The organism is Microbacterium maritypicum (genome assembly GCF_041529975.1).
GTDB lineage: Bacteria > Actinomycetota > Actinomycetes > Actinomycetales > Microbacteriaceae > Microbacterium.
The window spans coordinates 1,371,682-1,386,307 of the sequence record NZ_CP168030.1 but is presented as its reverse complement, the minus strand read 5'-3'; the positions used below and the strand labels follow the sequence as shown (position 1 = coordinate 1,386,307).

Genomic DNA, 14,626 nt, shown 5'->3' with positions numbered 1-14,626 from the left:
CCGCGGGCAGGATCTGGCTCGAGAACTCCGCCCGACCGCCTCCCGGCAGTGCCAGGATGTGACCATGACGGACATCAAGCCGGCCCTGATCGAGCGCGCGGGCATCGAGATCATCCCCGAATCCGAGCGGACCGCGAAGCCGCGCAACCTCTTCTGGCCCTGGTTCGCGGCGAACGTGTCGGTGTTCGGCATGTCGTACGGCTCTTTCGTCCTGGGCTTCGGCATCTCGTTCTGGCAGGCGACACTCGTCTCGGTCATCGGCATCGTGGTGTCGTTCCTGCTCTGCGGGCTCATCGCGATCGCCGGCAAGCGCGGTTCGGCGCCGACCATGGTCCTCTCGCGAGCGGCCTTCGGCGTGCAGGGCCAGAAGGTGCCGGGCATCGTCTCCTGGCTGACCTCGATCGGGTGGGAGACGTTCCTCGCGATCATGGCGGTGCTCGCCACGGCCACCGTGATCACGCAGCTGGGCGGCGACGGCGACAGCATCGCACTCAAGATCATCGCGACCGTGATCGTCGCGGCGCTGATCGTCACGGCATCCGTGCTCGGCTATCACACGATCATGAAACTCCAGTCGGTGCTGACGTGGATCACGGGTGTCGTCACCGTGCTCTACATCATCCTCGCGGCGCCCAGCATCGATCTCGCCGCCGTGCTCGCTCGTCCCGACGGCGGCATCGGCCAGGTGATCGGCGCCCTGGTCATGGTGATGACCGGGTTCGGGCTCGGATGGATCAACATCGCCGCCGACTGGTCGCGCTACCAGAAGCGCACGGCATCCGACGGGGCGATCGTCGCCTGGAACACGATCGGCGGGTCGGTGGCACCGGTGATCCTCGTCGTGTTCGGCCTGCTGCTCGGCGGCTCGAACGACGACCTCATGGCGGCCATCGGCGCCGATCCGATCGGTGCGCTCGCCTCGATCCTGCCGCTGTGGGTGCTCGTGCCGTTCCTGCTCACGGCTGTCCTCGCCCTCGTCTCGGGCGCGGTGCTGGGCATCTACTCCTCGGGACTCACGCTGCTCAGCCTCGGCATCCGCATCCCCCGCCCGTCCGCCGCCGCGATCGACGGGGTGATCCTCACGATCGGCACGATCTACGTGGTGTTCTTCGCGACCGACTTCCTCGGCCCGTTCCAGAGCTTCCTCATCACGCTCGGCGTGCCGCTCGCCTCGTGGGCGGGCATCCTGATCGCCGACATCCTCCGCCGGAAGAAGGACTACGACGAGGAGGCGCTGTTCGACAGCCGTGGCCGCTACGGAGCCTGGGACTGGACCTCGATCGGCACCATGGTCGTCACGAGCGTGATCGGCTGGGGTCTGGTGCTCAACGGCTTCGCCGAAGATGCGCCGTGGAACAACTGGCAGGGCTATCTGCTGTTCCTCGTCGGCGGCCCCGACGGCGCCTGGGCGTACGCCAACCTCGGAGTGTTCTTCGCGCTGGTTCTGTCGTTCCTCGTGACGTACTTCGCGCGGGCCGGGAAGATCCGCCGGCAGGAGGGCGTGTGACCGCTCCGGTGCGCGACGACGCGTGGCTCGTGGTGATCGACCCGCAGGCGATCTTCGCCTCTCCCGACTCGGCGTGGGGATCGCCGTTCTTTGCCGAGGTGGTGCCGCGCATCCGCGAGCTGGCCGATGCGTTCGGCGACCGGGTGCTGGTCACCCGGTGGATGCCGACCGCCGACCGGTCGACCTCGTGGGGCGACTACTTCGCCGCGTGGCCTTTCGCCGACCAGCCGCCGGGCGATCCGCTGTTCGACCTCGTCCCTGACGCGGTGGGGCTGTCGCCGCATCCGACGATCGACCTGCCGACGTTCGGCAAGTGGGGTCCCGAGATCGAGGCGGTCATCGGGTCCGGAGCGCACGTCGTGCTGGCCGGCGTCTCCACCGACTGCTGCGTCATCTCGACGGCGCTGTCCGCGGCCGACGCGGGCACGCACCTGACGATCGCGGCGGATGCCTGCGCCGGGTCGACGTCCGAGAACCATGCGGCCGCCCTGCAGGTGATGGGGCTGTATCCGCCGCAGATCACGATCAGCGACACGGCGACCGTCCTCGCCTGACGAAACGCCGAGCGGATGACGATCCGCCGACGAATTGACTTCGATCGATCGGCGAATCATCCGGGGTTCGGGGAATCGTCCGGGGTTCGGGGAATCGTCCGGGGTTCAGGGAACCATCCGGGGCTCGGGCGATCGTCCGAGGCCGGTCCCTCAGGCCGCGGCCCGCACGGCGGCGGCGATGTCGGAGGGGGAACCATGCCACGGCGCCCCGTGCCCCGGCAGCACCCACGAGGCCGTCACCGCGGTCAACCGGTCGAGTGAGGCGAGAGCCTCGGCGGGCTCGTCCGTGAACGGCGCGGGCTGCGCGCCGGTCCGCCCGGTCAGCACGTGCCGCGTGGTCAGGGCATCGCCGACGAACACGGCATCCACGGCGGGGACGTGCACCGCGATGCTGCCGGGAGAGTGACCGGGCATTCCGATCACGAGAGGGGCACCCGGCAGCTCGAGCACGTCGCCGTCGGCCACCTCGACCACCTCGGCGACGTGGTGCGTGCGCAGCGCATTCTTGCGGATTCCGTAGGCGAAGAAGCCCAGCGTGGGACCGAACTTGGCGGGCCCCATCGGCGTCTTCGGCTTCTCCCCCGTGCGCACCCGGTGACTGTCGGCCGCGTGGATGAACACCGGGACGCCCGCCTCCTGACGGAGCCGCTCGGCGAAGCCGATGTGGTCACTGTCGCCGTGGGTCAGGACCAGACCGCGGATGTCCGTGAGCGGACGACCGATGTCGTCGAGTTCGCGCTGAAGGTCGTGCCAGTGCCCGGGGAGGCCCGCGTCGATCAGGGTGATGCCCTCGGGCAGGTCGACGACGTACGCGGCGACGATGTCGTTGCCGATGCGGTGCAGGTGGGGGGCGAGCTTCATGGCGGGTCCTCTCGGAGTGTTTGCGATGGCTACGTTACGTAGCTATCATGGCTATTGTCAATAGCCATGCAGGAGGACGCGATGCCGACACCCGAACGCACATCCACAGCGGAGATCGTCGAGGCCGGGCGGGAGATCCTCGAGATCGCCGGCCCCGCGGGACTGACGATGCAGGCCGTTGCCGAGCGCGTGGGCGTGCGCGCCCCATCGCTGTACAAGCGGGTCCGGGACCGGGACGCGCTTCTCACCGCGGTGGCGACCGCCTCCATCGAGGCGCTCACGGCTCGACTCGAGGCCGTGGGCGACGACCTCACCGCCCTCGCCCACGCTTATCGGGCGTTCGCACACGCGCATCCGGAGGGCTTCCGGCTCATGTTCACCGTCGCTGCGCCCCACGATGCACTCGATCACTCGGCCGCGCCGCTGATCCGTGCGACAGCTGCGCTGGTCGGCGAGGACGACGCACTCGATGCCGCCCGTCTCTTCACCGCCTGGGCGACGGGCTTCCTGCAGATGGAACTCTCCGGAGCCTTCCGCCTCGGGGGTGACGTCGACCGCGCGTTCGGCTACGGCCTGCGTCGACTCCTCGCCGGGATGGCCGACTGACCCCGGCCCCGGACTACTGGCACACTGATCGGTGGAGGGGTCCATGAGCATCGACGCGCACACCGAAGAACCCGCACGCCCGGCGAAGGCCCGCAAGCCGTGGCATCGGACGAAGATCGTCCTCGGCATCATCCTCGCTGCGGTCGCCGTGGTCGCGATCATCGGAACGATCACGCCCTGGCCGTCAGCCATGGTCATCCGCTCCGTGTTCACCCAGGGCGGGGATGACACCGCCGCCGAGATGGAGAAGCACGTCCCCGACACGAAGCTCTCGGAGCAGAAGGATGTCGCCTACGGTGACGACGGCGCCGACACCACGATGGACGTCTTCCGCCCGGCATCCGCCGACGGCCCCCTGCCGACGGTCGTCTGGATCCACGGCGGCGCCTGGATCTCGGGCACGAAGGAGAACGTCGACCCGTACATGCGCATCCTCGCCGCCGAGGGGTACACGACCATCGCCGTTAACTACACGATCGGCCCGGAGGGCGTGTATCCGCTCGCCGTGCACCAGCTCGACGCAGCCCTGGCCTACATCGACGAGCATGCCGAGGAGCTCGGCGTCGACTCCGACCAGCTCGTCCTCGCGGGCGACTCCGCCGGAGGCCAGCTCGCCAGCCAGATGGCGACGCTCATCACCAGCCCGGACTACGCCGAGATCATGGGCATCACCCCATCGCTCGCGCCGGACCAACTCGTCGCGACCGTGCTCAACTGCGGCGTCTACGACCTGTCGGCTCTCGCCCAGCTCGACGGCATCGCCGGCTGGGGGTTCAAATCGGCCATGTGGGCCTACTCGGGCACGAAGACCTGGGCAGAGGACTCGACCGGCGCCACGATGTCGACCATCGACTGGGTCACCGAGGACTTCCCGACGACCTACATCTCCGGCGGCAACGGCGATGGGCTCACCTGGCTGCAGTCGATCCCGATGGCGAAGCGCCTGGATGAGCTCGGGGTCGACGTGACGACACAGTTCTGGCCCGCACCGCACGAACCGCAGCTCCCGCACGAGTACCAGTTCCACCTCGACCTGCCGGATGCGCGGACCGCTCTGCAGAAGACGATCGACTTCCTGGACGCGAACACCACACGCTGACGGTCTCACTGCGCACCGCGCAGACATTTCACTTCTGTGACGATCGACTCAGAAGTGATATGTTCGGCGCATGCACACCGAGAACGAACGCGCCCTCGAATCCGGGATCGTCACCGACCTTTCCGGGCGGATGACCTACGGGTCGTACCTGGCGCTGGACCAGCTGCTCACCGCGCAGCATCCGGTGAGCGACCCGCAGCACCACGACGAGATGCTGTTCATCATCCAGCACCAGACCACCGAGCTCTGGCTCAAGCAGCTGCTGCACGAGCTCTCCTCCGCCCGCGAGCTGCTGGCCCGAGACGACCTGCGCGAAGCCCTCAAGCGCATCGCCCGCGTCAAGCGCATCCAGGATGTGATGACGCAGCAGTGGTCGGTGCTCGCCACCCTGACGCCCACCGAATACGCGCAGTTCCGCGGGGCGCTCGGCAACTCCTCGGGCTTCCAGTCCGTGCAGTACCGCGCGGTGGAGTTCGCCCTCGGCAACAAGAACGAGAAGATGCTGAGCGTCTTCGCCGACCACCCGGCCAACCTCGCGCTGCTCACCGCCGAGTGGGAGAAGCCCACGCTGTACGACGAGTTCCTGCGCTTCGCCGCGCGCCGCGGACTGCCCGTCCCGACCGAGATCCTCGACCGCGATGTGCGCGAGCCCTACCGTGAGACGCCGGAGCTCGTACCCGCGATCCGCGAGATCTACCAGGACCCGAGCCGGTACTGGGACCTGTACGAGGCGTGCGAGGACCTCGTCGACCTCGAGGACAACTTCCAGTTCTGGCGGTTCCGGCACCTCAAGACGGTCGCCCGCACGATCGGCATGAAGGTCGGCACCGGCGGCTCCAGCGGCGTCGGCTTCCTGCAGCGCGCCCTCGATCTGACCTTCTTCCCCGAGCTCTACACCGTGCGCACGGAGATCGGCCGCTGATGCCCGCCGCCACGTTCTTCGACGGGATCGGCTGGCGCGAGGGCGTCGTCGAGCTCGTCGACGGGCGCGTGCGGCTGCAGGAAGCGGTTGCGACCATCGGACTCCCCCGCCTCGACGGTGTCGTCGTCGGCGGATTCACCGACCATCACGTGCACCTGCAGCTCGTGGATCACTCCCCGCTGGCGGGCTCGCGCCTCGGCCGGGTGGTCGATCTCGGCGGAAATCCGGACGTTGTTCGGCGGCTCGTTGTCCACCAGGTCCGCATCGAGTTCGGCGGCGCCTTCCTGACCGCGCCGGGCGGCTATCCGTCGGACCGCTCCTGGGCGCCGGAGGGGTCGGTGCGGGAGATCGCCGATGCGGATGCCGCCGCCGCGGCCGTGACCGAGATGGCCGCGGCTGGAGCCTCGTGCATCAAGGTCACCAGCAACAGCACCGCCGGGCCGGTGTTCTCGGACTCGCTCCTGCGCACCATCGTCGGGCTCGCCGCCGACCGCGGGCTCCTCGTCGTCGCACATGCCGAGGGCGCGGGCGAAGCGGAGCGGGTCGTCGGTCTCGGCGCCGCCCGCCTCGCCCACGCGCCCTTCACCGAACGGCTGAGCGATTCCGAGATCAGCCGGCAGGCGGCGAGCGCCTCGTGGATCTCGACCCTCGCGATCCACGACGACCCCGAGCGCGAGATCGCCATCGACAACGTCCGCCGTTTCCACGCGGCGGGTGGCACCGTGCTCTACGGCACAGATCTGGGCAACGGGCCGATGCCGGTCGACCTGAACCCGCGCGAGATCGCCGCCCTCCGCGAGGCCGGGCTCGACGACGCGGCTCTCTGGCGAGCGCTCTCCCCGGTCGACCCGCTCGACCCCGCCTCGCCCCTCCTGTTCCTCCCCGGAGGCACCCCCGCGGCCGCCGACCCGCTCGATGCCCGCCCCCTCACCCCCGCCGATCTGAAGGTGTGACGATGACCGACTCCCGCGATACCGACCTGCTCGACGCCGCCCGTGCCCTCGACGCCGCCGATCCGCTGCGCGCCCACCTCGACGCGTTCGCCGAGGCTCCGGGCGTCACGGCCTACCTCGACGGCAACTCGCTCGGCCGCCCGCTGCGCGACATCCCGGAGAAGCTCGCCGCGTTCGTGCGGGAGGACTGGGGCACGCGGCTCATCCGCTCGTGGGACGAGCAGTGGATGGCACTGCCGATGGAGCTCGGCGACCGCATCGGCCGGGTCGCGCTCGGCGCAGCCGCCGGCCAGACCGTCGTGGCCGACTCGACGAGCGTGCTGATCTACAAGCTCATGCGCGCCGCCGCATCAGCCGACCCTGACCGCACCGATCTCGTGATCGAGGCCGGCAACTTCCCCACCGACCGATTCCTCGCCGAGGGCGTCGCCGCCGAGACGGGCATGACGCTGCGCTGGCTCGAACCCGATGCCGTGCACGGGGTGACCGTCGCCGACGTCGAGGCCGTCGTGTCGGAACGCACCGCCCTGGTCTCGCTGAGCCACGTCGACTACCGCTCCGGTGCCCTGGCGGACATGCCCGGCATCACGGCGGCGGTGCACGACGCGGGCGCGCTCATGATGTGGGACCTCTGCCATTCGGCCGGGGTGATCCCGATGCAGCTCGACGAGTGGGGCGTCGACATGGCCGTCGGGTGCACCTACAAGTACCTCAACGGCGGACCGGGCTCCCCCGCGTTCGCCTACCTGCGCCGCGGACTGCAGGGCGTGCTGCGTCAGCCGATCCAGGGCTGGTGGAGCGCCGCCGACATCTTCGCCATGGGCCCGGAGTACGTGCCGTCGGGAGACATCCGTCAGCTGCTGAGCGGCACCCCGCCGGTGACGTCGATGCTCGCGATGCAGGGGATGCTCGACCTCATCGAGCAGTCCACGATCGCCGGTGTCCGGGCAAAGTCTCAGTCGCTGACCGACCTCGCGGTGCGCGCGTACGACGAGGTGCTCGCACCTCTCGGCGTGCGGCTGCTGAGCCCGCGCGACGCTGATCTCCGGGGCGGCCACGTGACGATCGGCCACCCGGACTTCCGTGACGTGACGCGACGGCTGTGGGCCGACGGCATCATCCCCGACTTCCGCTTCCCCGACGGCATCCGCCTCGGGCTCTCCCCGCTGAGCACCTCGCACGCAGAGACGATCACCGGGGTCCTGGCCGTGCGCGATGCCCTGGAGTCCGGTGACTTCTGACCTCGCCGCCGCGCCCGTGCTCGACGACATCGACGCACGCCCCGGCAGTACCGCCTCGCTGCTGCGGACACTCGTCGGAGTGTTCCTGCGCCCGCTCGGCGGCTGGATCTCGGCGGCCGACCTCGTCGCGCTCGCGGGCGACCTCGGGATCGAGGCGGGCCCCGCTCGCACCGGCATCACCCGCCTGAAACAGAAAGGGCTCCTGCTCGCGGAGCGCGACGCCGGGATCGGCTATCGCCTCAACCCGGCCGCCGTCGGGATGCTCGAGCGCGGAGACCGCCGCATCTTCGAGATGCGCGAGATGACGGATGCCGACCCCTGGTGCCTGATCTCGTTCTCGATCCCCGAGAGCGCACGCAGCATCCGCCACCAGCTGCGCCGCCGCCTGCAGTGGATCGGCGCCGGGGTCGTCTCCCCCGCGCTGTGGATCTGTCCGGGGCATCTCCAGGAGGAGGTGGAGCAGATCCTGGAAGAGCTCGACGCCCGGAGCTGGGCGACCCTGTTCCAGGCGTCCGCCCCCGCGCCGGCCGGCACGCTCGAGGAAGCCGCGGCGCAGTGGTGGGATCTCGCGGCGCTGCGCGCCGAGCACCTCGCCTTCCAGGCCCAGCTCACCGCGTTGCCGTCCGAGCCGTTCGCCGCGTACGTGCAGCTGATCGACCGCTGGCGGGTGCTGCCGTACACCGATCCCGGGCTTCCGCCGTCGATGCTGACGGCCGACTGGCCCGGACGACGCAGCTTCGAGGAGTTCGCGCGGCTCTCCGCCGAGCTGGCCGCTCCCGCCCGCGCGCACGTGCGCGCCCGGACGACCGGACGCGCACGCGCCGTCTAGGACCTCGGCCCCGCCACCTCGGCGAGGAAGCCGGCGACGTGCTCCTGCAGACGCAGGATGCGCAGATCGCGCGCGAACTCGCGGTCGAAGCCCTGGTACGCCAGCGGCGGGAGGATGCGCACGTTGCGGTTGCAGCCGAACTCAGCGCACGTGAGCACGCCGATCGAATCACCCTTGCGTCCGGCGGCCCCGGCCTTGCGCGCCACGAACAACTGCACGTCGTTGCGGAGCGTGACGTCTTCGCACCAGGAGCACTGCGCCCGGGCGATCACGCGCTGCTCGGCACGCTGCAGAAACACGCCGACCGGGGCGTCGTCGACCCACGTGACGACGTACGCGCGGCGGGGCATCTTCGGATCCACCCAGCCGAGGAAGTCGAGCCGATCGAAGTCGATCTCGGCGAAGCCGGGCGGGAGGGTCAGGTCGGAGACCTCCTTGCGGGAGGCGTTGAGGAAGGAGGCGCGGATGCCGCGCTCGTCGATGGGACGCATGGGAGAAGTGCTTTCGGAGTGGTCGCCCCGGAGGGCGAGTCGATCGGGGTGAGGATCCCCGGACGGATGCCGGGGTACGACGCAGCACCGGGGACGGGGGTTCCGCCTCCGGCCGGTCCTCAGCCTCTGCCTGCGGCGCGGAAGGCGCCTGCAGCTCCGCTCTGCGCCCGAGGGGCGCTCATCGACGACAGCACCCCGAGAGACTACACCCGTTTGTTTCACTCCGTGTCGGCCCGCCTGGATCCGACCCGGAAGCCGACCTAGTCTTTCCGGAACGTCGATCCTGAAGGAGACCACCGTGTCCACGCCGCTGAACCGCCTTTCGCCCCTCCCGGTGCGTGAGCGTGCAGCGTGCATGTGCAGCCGCGGCGACCGGTGCTCCTCGTTCGCACCCGGCCACGCGCTGCACCTGATCCAGGCGCGCATCGCCTCGGCGACACCCGCCGAGTGGGTCGACGCCCTGGTCGTGGCAACGGATACCGTCGCCGGCGACCTCGTCGTGCGCACGCTCGACGGCGAGGTCCACGAGCTGTGGAACGGATCCGGCGCGGCGCTCGAAGCGGCCCCGGGCACGCCGGTCGCGCTGCATGCCCGCTACGGCGTGCTCGCCGTGGGGCGCACGCAGTTCAACGTCGCCACCGTCTGACGCGGCCCGTCATCGACGGGCCGTCGAGAACGATCGCGCCTCAGGCGCTCGCCATCATCATGTCCTTCATGGCCATGCAGGCATCCATGCACGCCTGGCACGCCTGAGCGCACATGCGGCACACGTCGCTGTCGTCGGCATGCCGCATGCACTCGTCCATGCAGACCTGGCACATCGCGATGCACGCGTTGAGCATGGCCATCATCGAGGCCGGGGTCATGCCCTGCATCCGCATCATCGAGCGCATCATGGTGTTGCACATGTCGGCGCAATTCATACAGGCCGGCGAACAGTCCATCATCTGCGTCGAGCACACCGTGCACGCCTGCTCACACGCGGCACACGCATCCATGCACGCCTGCATGACGGACATGTCCATCATGCCCATGTCGGGCATCGACTCCATGTTCTTCGACATGGCGCCCATCATCATCGAGTCCATCGCTCACCGCTTCCTTCGAGGTCCGCGGGCAGGACCACCCGCCTGGCGCCAGGCTAGTCCCTCGGGGACCCCGCGTCGATGGGGCGGAACGCTGACATGAGCGGGCCGGATTGTCAATCCCGTGGCCCGTTCCGCGCACGCGTGGAAAGGTCGGGATCAATCGAATCCGCCCTAGGAGAGGAGCAGAACATGAGTGCTGCAGATGACGTCAAGAACGCCGCCGAGAAGGCCGCAGGAAAGGTCAAAGAGGGCGTCGGCAAGCTCACCGACAACGAGCGTCTCGAGGCCGAGGGCCAGGCAGATCAGGTCAAGGCTTCGACCAAGCAGGCCGGTCAGAACGTGAAGGACGCCGCCGAGAAGACCGGCGACAGCGTGCGCGACGCGTTCGACAAGAAGTAGGACGAGAGTCCCCCGGAAACGGCAAAGAGGTGGGGCCCGCCATCGGGCGGGCCCCACCTCTTCGGGATCAGACCTCGGTCAGACCTTGCGGCTGCCGCTGATCGCTCGGATCAACCAGGCGATCACAGCGATCGCGAGGAGGACGAGTCCGACCCACAGGAGGAACTGGAGCGACTGCACCAGTCCTCCGGTGATCGCGAGGATCACTGCGACGACGATGACGATGATCAGGAGGATGTTCATCGGTCTTTCCCTTCTTTCGGGGCGCGAACGCCCGCCTGCGGTGACCCCACGCTAGCTCCCCGGAGCCATCTTCCCGAGGGGGTTGACTTCTACCCTCCGAGTGCGCGAAAGGATGAACCAATGCCAGGACGACGGAACAGTTCGCTCAAGGACCCCGAGCTGTACGAAGAGCTCAGGGACGACGGGGCGTCCAAGGAGAAGGCGGCGCGCATCTCGAACGCCGCCGCGAAGGAAGGTCGCAGCACCGTCGGGCGCCGTGGCGGAGAACACGGCGACTACGACGACTGGACCGTTCCGGAGCTGCGCAAACGCGCGAAGGAGCTGGGACTCACCGGCTACAGCGGAAAGCGGAAGTCCGAGCTGATCTCCGCCCTCAGGAATCACTGAGGCCGGGGATGACCCGCTTCGGCATCGAGGAGGAGTTCCTCTTCCTCGATGAGCACTCGCTGGTGCCCGTGGCCCTGGCCGCCGGCACGCGCGAGCGCATCACGCGGCTCCGCACCGGCGGCGAGGTCACGAAGGAGTATCTGACCTCGCAGATCGAGTGCCTCACCGAGCCCGTCTCGACCGGAGCGGATGCCGAGGCACAGCTGCGACACCTGCGCGAGCTGATCGGGTGGCACGCGCAGGAGCAGCAGGCGATCGCGGCCTCGTCGGGAACACCGTTCGCTACGACGCGCTCCTCCGCCGTCTCCCCGTCCCCGCACTACGACGTGGTCGCCGAGCAGCTCGGCCATCTCACCCACGATCACGAGGTCAACGGCCTGCACGTGCACGTCGAGGTGCTCGACGACGAGGAGCGGGTGCGCGCCCTCGGCCGGGTGCGCGGCTGGTTGCCCGTGCTGCTGGCCCTCACCGGGAACAGCCCGTTCGTGGAGGGCCGCGACACCTCCTTCGCCAGCTGGCGCAGCATCCTGATCCGTCGTCTGCCCGGTTCGTGGAGCCCGCCGCACTTCCGCGATCTCGCCGACTACCGCGCGGGGGTGCAGCGACTCATCGATCTGCGGGCCATCGCCGATGCCGCCTCCCTCTCCTGGGCGGTGCGCATCTCGGAGCGCTACCCGACGGTCGAGGTGCGGGTCTTCGATGCGCAGCTGACTCCGGAGGAATCGGTGCTCGCCGCGCTGCTCAGCCGCGCGATCGTGCTGACCGACGACCCGCCTCCCGCCGCGATCGGCGCAGATGTGATCGACGCGTCGCTGTGGACCGCTGCTCGCCGCGGCATGGACGCGCGCGTGATCGACCCGACGACCGGGGAGATCGACGACGCGCGGACCGTCGCCGAGCGGATGCAGGGCGTTATCGCCCCGGCGCTTCGTGAACTCGGTGACGAGGAGTGGGTGCACGACGGGCTCGCCCGGCTGCGCACCGACGGCACCGGCGCCACCCGGCAGCGCCGCAGCGTCGAGCAGGATGGGACGGCCGGGCTCGCGCGACTCCTCCGCGCCGGAACGCCGGCACCTCACCCGGCACCAGCTGCGCCTCGACCCGATCCGCACGGGGAACGACAGGAGCCCGCGCCCGCGCCGGCAGCCTGACCACCGCCGCCCGGGTGTCCGCCGCCGGGAGTAATGTCGGCCTGTGGCCTCCTCCTTCGCCCCGCTCCAGCGGCTCGTCATCTCGATCGCCGTGCTCGCCTCGTTCGTGACGTTCCTCGACGGCACCGTCGTGAACGTCGCTCTGCCCGCGATCAGCCGCGAACTCGGCGGCGGCATCACCACCCAGCAGTGGGTGGTCGACGCATACCTGATCACGCTGAGCGCGCTGATCCTGCTCGCCGGATCGGTGTCCGACGCCTACGGCCGCGTGCTGGTGATGCGCATCGGCCTGATCGCGTTCGGAATCGCCTCCATCGCGGTGGCCGCGGCCTTCGATCCGCTCATGCTGATCATCGCCCGGGCCGCGCAGGGTGCGGCCGGCGCGCTGCTGGTGCCGAGTTCGCTCGCGCTCATCACCGCGACCATGCGCGCCGACGTGCAGTCCCGGGCGATCGGTGTGTGGACCGCCTTCACGACCGGCGCGCAACTCGTCGGCCCGCTGCTCGGCGGCCTGTTCGTCGACTACCTGTCCTGGCGCTTCGTCTTCCTCATCAACGTGATCCCCATCGGCATCACCCTGCTGCTGCTCGCCCGCCTGAAGCTTCCGGAGCACCCGCGCGGCATCAAGGTCGACTGGTGGAGCGGTGCGCTGTGCGCCCTCGGCCTCGGCGCCGTGGTGTTCGCCCTGATCGAGCAGCCCAACATGGGGTGGCAGTCGCCGGCGATCTGGATCCCCGCTGTCGTGGGCGCTGCCCTGTTCGCCCTGTTCCTGTGGCGCCAGCAGCACTCGGCCTCGCCGCTCATGCCGCTGTGGCTGTTCCGGGTGCGCGACTTCGGCTGGGGCAACCTCGCCACCCTCTTCGTGTACGCGGCACTGTCGCTCAACGGCTTCGTCGTCGGTGTCTACCTGCAGCAGGGCGCGGGTCTCAGCGCCACGGCGGCCGGGCTCGCGAGCCTCCCGATGACGATCCTGATGATCCTGATCTCTTCCCGCGCGGGACAGTGGGCCGGCCGGTGGGGGCCGCGCATCTTCATGACCATCGGTCCGCTGATCATGGCGGTCGGCGCGCTCATGCTGCTGCTCGTCGCAGACGACTTCGACTACTGGTGGCAGGTGCTGCCCGCGATGATCGTGATGGGTCTCGGCCTCTCGCTCACCGTCGCGCCGCTGACCGCCGCGATCCTCGGGGCGATCGACGAGAACCACTCCGGCATCGCCTCGGCGGTGAACAACGCGATCTCCCGCGTCGCCGGTCTGCTCGTCGTCGCGATGCTCTCGACGATCGTCGGCGGCACCCTCGACCTCGACGGCTTCCACAATGCGGCCTGGGTCACGGCGGCGTTGCTCGTCGTGGGCGGCGTGGTGTCGTGGATCGGCATCCGCCGCAACCCGGCCGAACCGGCGCCGGCCGACGTCGCCGCGTCCGGCGCCCCGCAGTGACCGTGCCCTCGGGGACGCGCCGGGGCGGGGCGCTGCTCGCCGCCGCCATGCTGGTGCTGGCGCTCGGCGGATGCGCGGCGCCCGCCGCTCCCCCCGCGTCCGGCGAATCGTCGGCACCCGCCGCGTCGTTCAGCCTTCCGCCGTCCGGCGCGACCCCCGACTACCAGCTCGGTGGTGCGTACGAACCGGCGTCCGAGGTCGGGATCGTCGGCCGGGACCGGAGCGCGGAGCCGGCTGAGGGCGTGTACTCGATCTGCTACGTCAACGGGTTCCAGACACAGCCCGACGAACTCGACTCCTGGCCCCGCGACCTCCTGCTCCGGCGCGACGGCGAGGTGGTCTTCGACCCGGACTGGCCCGACGAGGCGTTGCTCGACACGTCGACAGCCGAGCGCCGCGACCGGATCGCCGCCACGGTGATCCCGTGGATCGAGGGGTGCGCGGATGCCGGCTTCGACGCCGTCGAGTTCGACAACCTCGACTCGCACACCCGGTCGGACGGGGCGCTCTCGTTCGACGACAACCTGGCGCTGGCCACACTGTTCGTCGATGCGGCCCATACGGCCGGCCTCGCGGCCGGGCAGAAGAACACGGCCGAGGACGCGGCCGTGCTGCACGAGCGGGCCGGGTTCGACTTCGCTGTCACCGAGGAGTGCGCGGTCTACGTCGAGTGCGGCGCCTACGCGGCGGTCTATGGCGATCACGTGATCGACATCGAGTACGCCGACGAGCTGCCCCGCCCGTTCGCCGAGATGTGTGCGGACGACGACTCCCCGGCATCGATGGTGCTCCGCGACCGCGACCTGGTCACCCCGACCGACGACGACTACGTGTTCGAGACCTGTCGCTAGGCT

18 protein-coding genes are annotated in these 14,626 nt (G+C 69.7%); 14 read left to right on the top strand and 4 right to left on the bottom strand.

The window, feature by feature from the left end; all coding sequences use genetic code 11:
- Positions 1–64 precede the first annotated feature (64 nt).
- Both ACCO44_RS06700 and ACCO44_RS06695 read left to right on the top strand, forming a co-directional pair.
- Entirely contained in the window at positions 65–1,507 is a 1,443-nt protein-coding gene (locus ACCO44_RS06700) for a cytosine permease (protein ID WP_372469038.1), read from the top strand.
- On the top strand, positions 1,504–2,061 hold the full coding sequence (locus ACCO44_RS06695) for a cysteine hydrolase family protein (RefSeq protein ID WP_372469037.1): 558 nt from the start codon (positions 1,504–1,506) through the stop codon (positions 2,059–2,061). The genes ACCO44_RS06700 and ACCO44_RS06695 overlap by 4 nt, the downstream gene beginning before the upstream one ends.
- A 150-nt stretch (positions 2,062–2,211) precedes the next feature.
- Here ACCO44_RS06695 and ACCO44_RS06690 read toward each other — a convergent pair whose 3' ends face one another.
- Entirely contained in the window at positions 2,212–2,922 is a 711-nt protein-coding gene (locus tag ACCO44_RS06690) for an MBL fold metallo-hydrolase (protein WP_372469036.1), read from the bottom strand.
- Between the two features lie 81 nt (positions 2,923–3,003).
- On the opposite strand from ACCO44_RS06690, the gene ACCO44_RS06685 reads away from it, so the two are divergent.
- The 6 genes from ACCO44_RS06685 (at position 3,004) to ACCO44_RS06660 (ending at position 8,572) form a co-directional block, all read left to right on the top strand.
- The gene (locus ACCO44_RS06685) at positions 3,004–3,528 is read left to right on the top strand and encodes a TetR/AcrR family transcriptional regulator (RefSeq protein ID WP_262001414.1); all 525 of its coding nucleotides are present in this window, start codon (positions 3,004–3,006) and stop codon (positions 3,526–3,528) included.
- Between the two features lie 43 nt (positions 3,529–3,571).
- Complete coding sequence (locus ACCO44_RS06680) at positions 3,572–4,627, top strand: alpha/beta hydrolase (RefSeq protein ID WP_372469035.1); 1,056 nt, start codon at positions 3,572–3,574, stop codon at positions 4,625–4,627.
- A 70-nt stretch (positions 4,628–4,697) separates the two neighbouring features.
- Positions 4,698–5,549, top strand: a complete 852-nt coding sequence (locus ACCO44_RS06675; protein ID WP_105710530.1) for a tryptophan 2,3-dioxygenase — start codon at positions 4,698–4,700, stop codon at positions 5,547–5,549.
- A complete protein-coding gene (locus ACCO44_RS06670) occupies positions 5,549–6,502 on the top strand; it encodes a hydrolase (RefSeq protein ID WP_372469034.1) in 954 nt (317 codons plus the stop codon). The genes ACCO44_RS06675 and ACCO44_RS06670 overlap by 1 nt, the downstream gene beginning before the upstream one ends.
- Positions 6,503–6,504: 2 nt before the next feature.
- Positions 6,505–7,743, top strand: a complete 1,239-nt coding sequence (locus ACCO44_RS06665; protein WP_372469033.1) for a kynureninase — start codon at positions 6,505–6,507, stop codon at positions 7,741–7,743.
- Complete coding sequence (locus ACCO44_RS06660) at positions 7,733–8,572, top strand: PaaX family transcriptional regulator C-terminal domain-containing protein (RefSeq protein WP_372469032.1); 840 nt, start codon at positions 7,733–7,735, stop codon at positions 8,570–8,572. The genes ACCO44_RS06665 and ACCO44_RS06660 overlap by 11 nt, the downstream gene beginning before the upstream one ends.
- Here ACCO44_RS06660 and ACCO44_RS06655 read toward each other — a convergent pair.
- Complete coding sequence (locus tag ACCO44_RS06655; protein WP_029261064.1) at positions 8,569–9,063, bottom strand: FBP domain-containing protein; 495 nt, start codon at positions 9,061–9,063, stop codon at positions 8,569–8,571. The two genes, ACCO44_RS06660 and ACCO44_RS06655, sit on opposite strands and share 4 nt — an antisense overlap.
- A gap of 298 nt (positions 9,064–9,361) precedes the next feature.
- On the opposite strand from ACCO44_RS06655, the gene ACCO44_RS06650 reads away from it, so the two are divergent.
- A complete protein-coding gene (locus tag ACCO44_RS06650; protein ID WP_372469031.1) occupies positions 9,362–9,709 on the top strand; it encodes a hypothetical protein in 348 nt (115 codons plus the stop codon).
- A gap of 40 nt (positions 9,710–9,749) precedes the next feature.
- Here the strand turns inward: ACCO44_RS06650 and ACCO44_RS06645 are convergent, their stop codons facing one another.
- Positions 9,750–10,151 carry a hypothetical protein gene (locus ACCO44_RS06645; RefSeq protein WP_091028412.1) on the bottom strand — a complete coding sequence of 134 codons (402 nt, stop codon included), beginning with the start codon at positions 10,149–10,151 and terminating at the stop codon, positions 9,750–9,752.
- Between the two features lie 189 nt (positions 10,152–10,340).
- Between ACCO44_RS06645 and ACCO44_RS06640 the strand changes: the two genes are divergently transcribed.
- On the top strand, positions 10,341–10,550 hold the full coding sequence (locus ACCO44_RS06640; RefSeq protein WP_029261061.1) for a CsbD family protein: 210 nt from the start codon (positions 10,341–10,343) through the stop codon (positions 10,548–10,550).
- Positions 10,551–10,628: 78 nt separating this feature from the next.
- On the opposite strand, the gene ACCO44_RS06635 is transcribed toward ACCO44_RS06640, so the two are convergent.
- Positions 10,629–10,793, bottom strand: a complete 165-nt coding sequence (locus ACCO44_RS06635) for a hypothetical protein (protein ID WP_017201713.1) — start codon at positions 10,791–10,793, stop codon at positions 10,629–10,631.
- A 120-nt stretch (positions 10,794–10,913) separates the two neighbouring features.
- On the opposite strand from ACCO44_RS06635, the gene ACCO44_RS06630 reads away from it, so the two are divergent.
- Genes ACCO44_RS06630 through ACCO44_RS06615 form a run of 4 tightly spaced genes read left to right on the top strand, consistent with a single transcriptional unit; the run spans position 10,914 to position 14,623 of the window.
- Positions 10,914–11,180: a Rho termination factor N-terminal domain-containing protein gene (locus tag ACCO44_RS06630; protein ID WP_372469030.1), complete on the top strand. Its 267-nt coding sequence runs from the start codon at positions 10,914–10,916 to the stop codon at positions 11,178–11,180.
- A gap of 8 nt (positions 11,181–11,188) precedes the next feature.
- On the top strand, positions 11,189–12,331 hold the full coding sequence (locus tag ACCO44_RS06625) for a YbdK family carboxylate-amine ligase (RefSeq protein WP_372469029.1): 1,143 nt from the start codon (positions 11,189–11,191) through the stop codon (positions 12,329–12,331).
- Positions 12,332–12,374: 43 nt separating this feature from the next.
- On the top strand, positions 12,375–13,772 hold the full coding sequence (locus ACCO44_RS06620) for an MFS transporter (protein ID WP_105710535.1): 1,398 nt from the start codon (positions 12,375–12,377) through the stop codon (positions 13,770–13,772).
- Positions 13,773–13,819: 47 nt separating this feature from the next.
- Complete coding sequence (locus ACCO44_RS06615; protein WP_372469451.1) at positions 13,820–14,623, top strand: endo alpha-1,4 polygalactosaminidase; 804 nt, start codon at positions 13,820–13,822, stop codon at positions 14,621–14,623.
- Positions 14,624–14,626 lie beyond the last annotated feature (3 nt).

Coding starts and splice junctions, on each gene's coding strand:
- ACCO44_RS06700 (WP_372469038.1), top strand. CDS start 65: ATGACGGACATCAAGCCGGCCCTGATCGAGCGCGCGGGCATCGAGATC.
- ACCO44_RS06690 (WP_372469036.1), bottom strand. CDS start 2,922: ATGAAGCTCGCCCCCCACCTGCACCGCATCGGCAACGACATCGTCGCC.
- ACCO44_RS06685 (WP_262001414.1), top strand. CDS start 3,004: ATGCCGACACCCGAACGCACATCCACAGCGGAGATCGTCGAGGCCGGG.
- ACCO44_RS06680 (WP_372469035.1), top strand. CDS start 3,572: ATGAGCATCGACGCGCACACCGAAGAACCCGCACGCCCGGCGAAGGCC.
- ACCO44_RS06675 (WP_105710530.1), top strand. CDS start 4,698: ATGCACACCGAGAACGAACGCGCCCTCGAATCCGGGATCGTCACCGAC.
- ACCO44_RS06670 (WP_372469034.1), top strand. CDS start 5,549: ATGCCCGCCGCCACGTTCTTCGACGGGATCGGCTGGCGCGAGGGCGTC.
- ACCO44_RS06665 (WP_372469033.1), top strand. CDS start 6,505: ATGACCGACTCCCGCGATACCGACCTGCTCGACGCCGCCCGTGCCCTC.
- ACCO44_RS06655 (WP_029261064.1), bottom strand. CDS start 9,063: ATGCGTCCCATCGACGAGCGCGGCATCCGCGCCTCCTTCCTCAACGCC.
- ACCO44_RS06645 (WP_091028412.1), bottom strand. CDS start 10,151: ATGGACTCGATGATGATGGGCGCCATGTCGAAGAACATGGAGTCGATG.
- ACCO44_RS06640 (WP_029261061.1), top strand. CDS start 10,341: ATGAGTGCTGCAGATGACGTCAAGAACGCCGCCGAGAAGGCCGCAGGA.
- ACCO44_RS06635 (WP_017201713.1), bottom strand. CDS start 10,793: ATGAACATCCTCCTGATCATCGTCATCGTCGTCGCAGTGATCCTCGCG.
- ACCO44_RS06630 (WP_372469030.1), top strand. CDS start 10,914: ATGCCAGGACGACGGAACAGTTCGCTCAAGGACCCCGAGCTGTACGAA.
- ACCO44_RS06625 (WP_372469029.1), top strand. CDS start 11,189: ATGACCCGCTTCGGCATCGAGGAGGAGTTCCTCTTCCTCGATGAGCAC.
- ACCO44_RS06615 (WP_372469451.1), top strand. CDS start 13,820: ATGCTGGTGCTGGCGCTCGGCGGATGCGCGGCGCCCGCCGCTCCCCCC.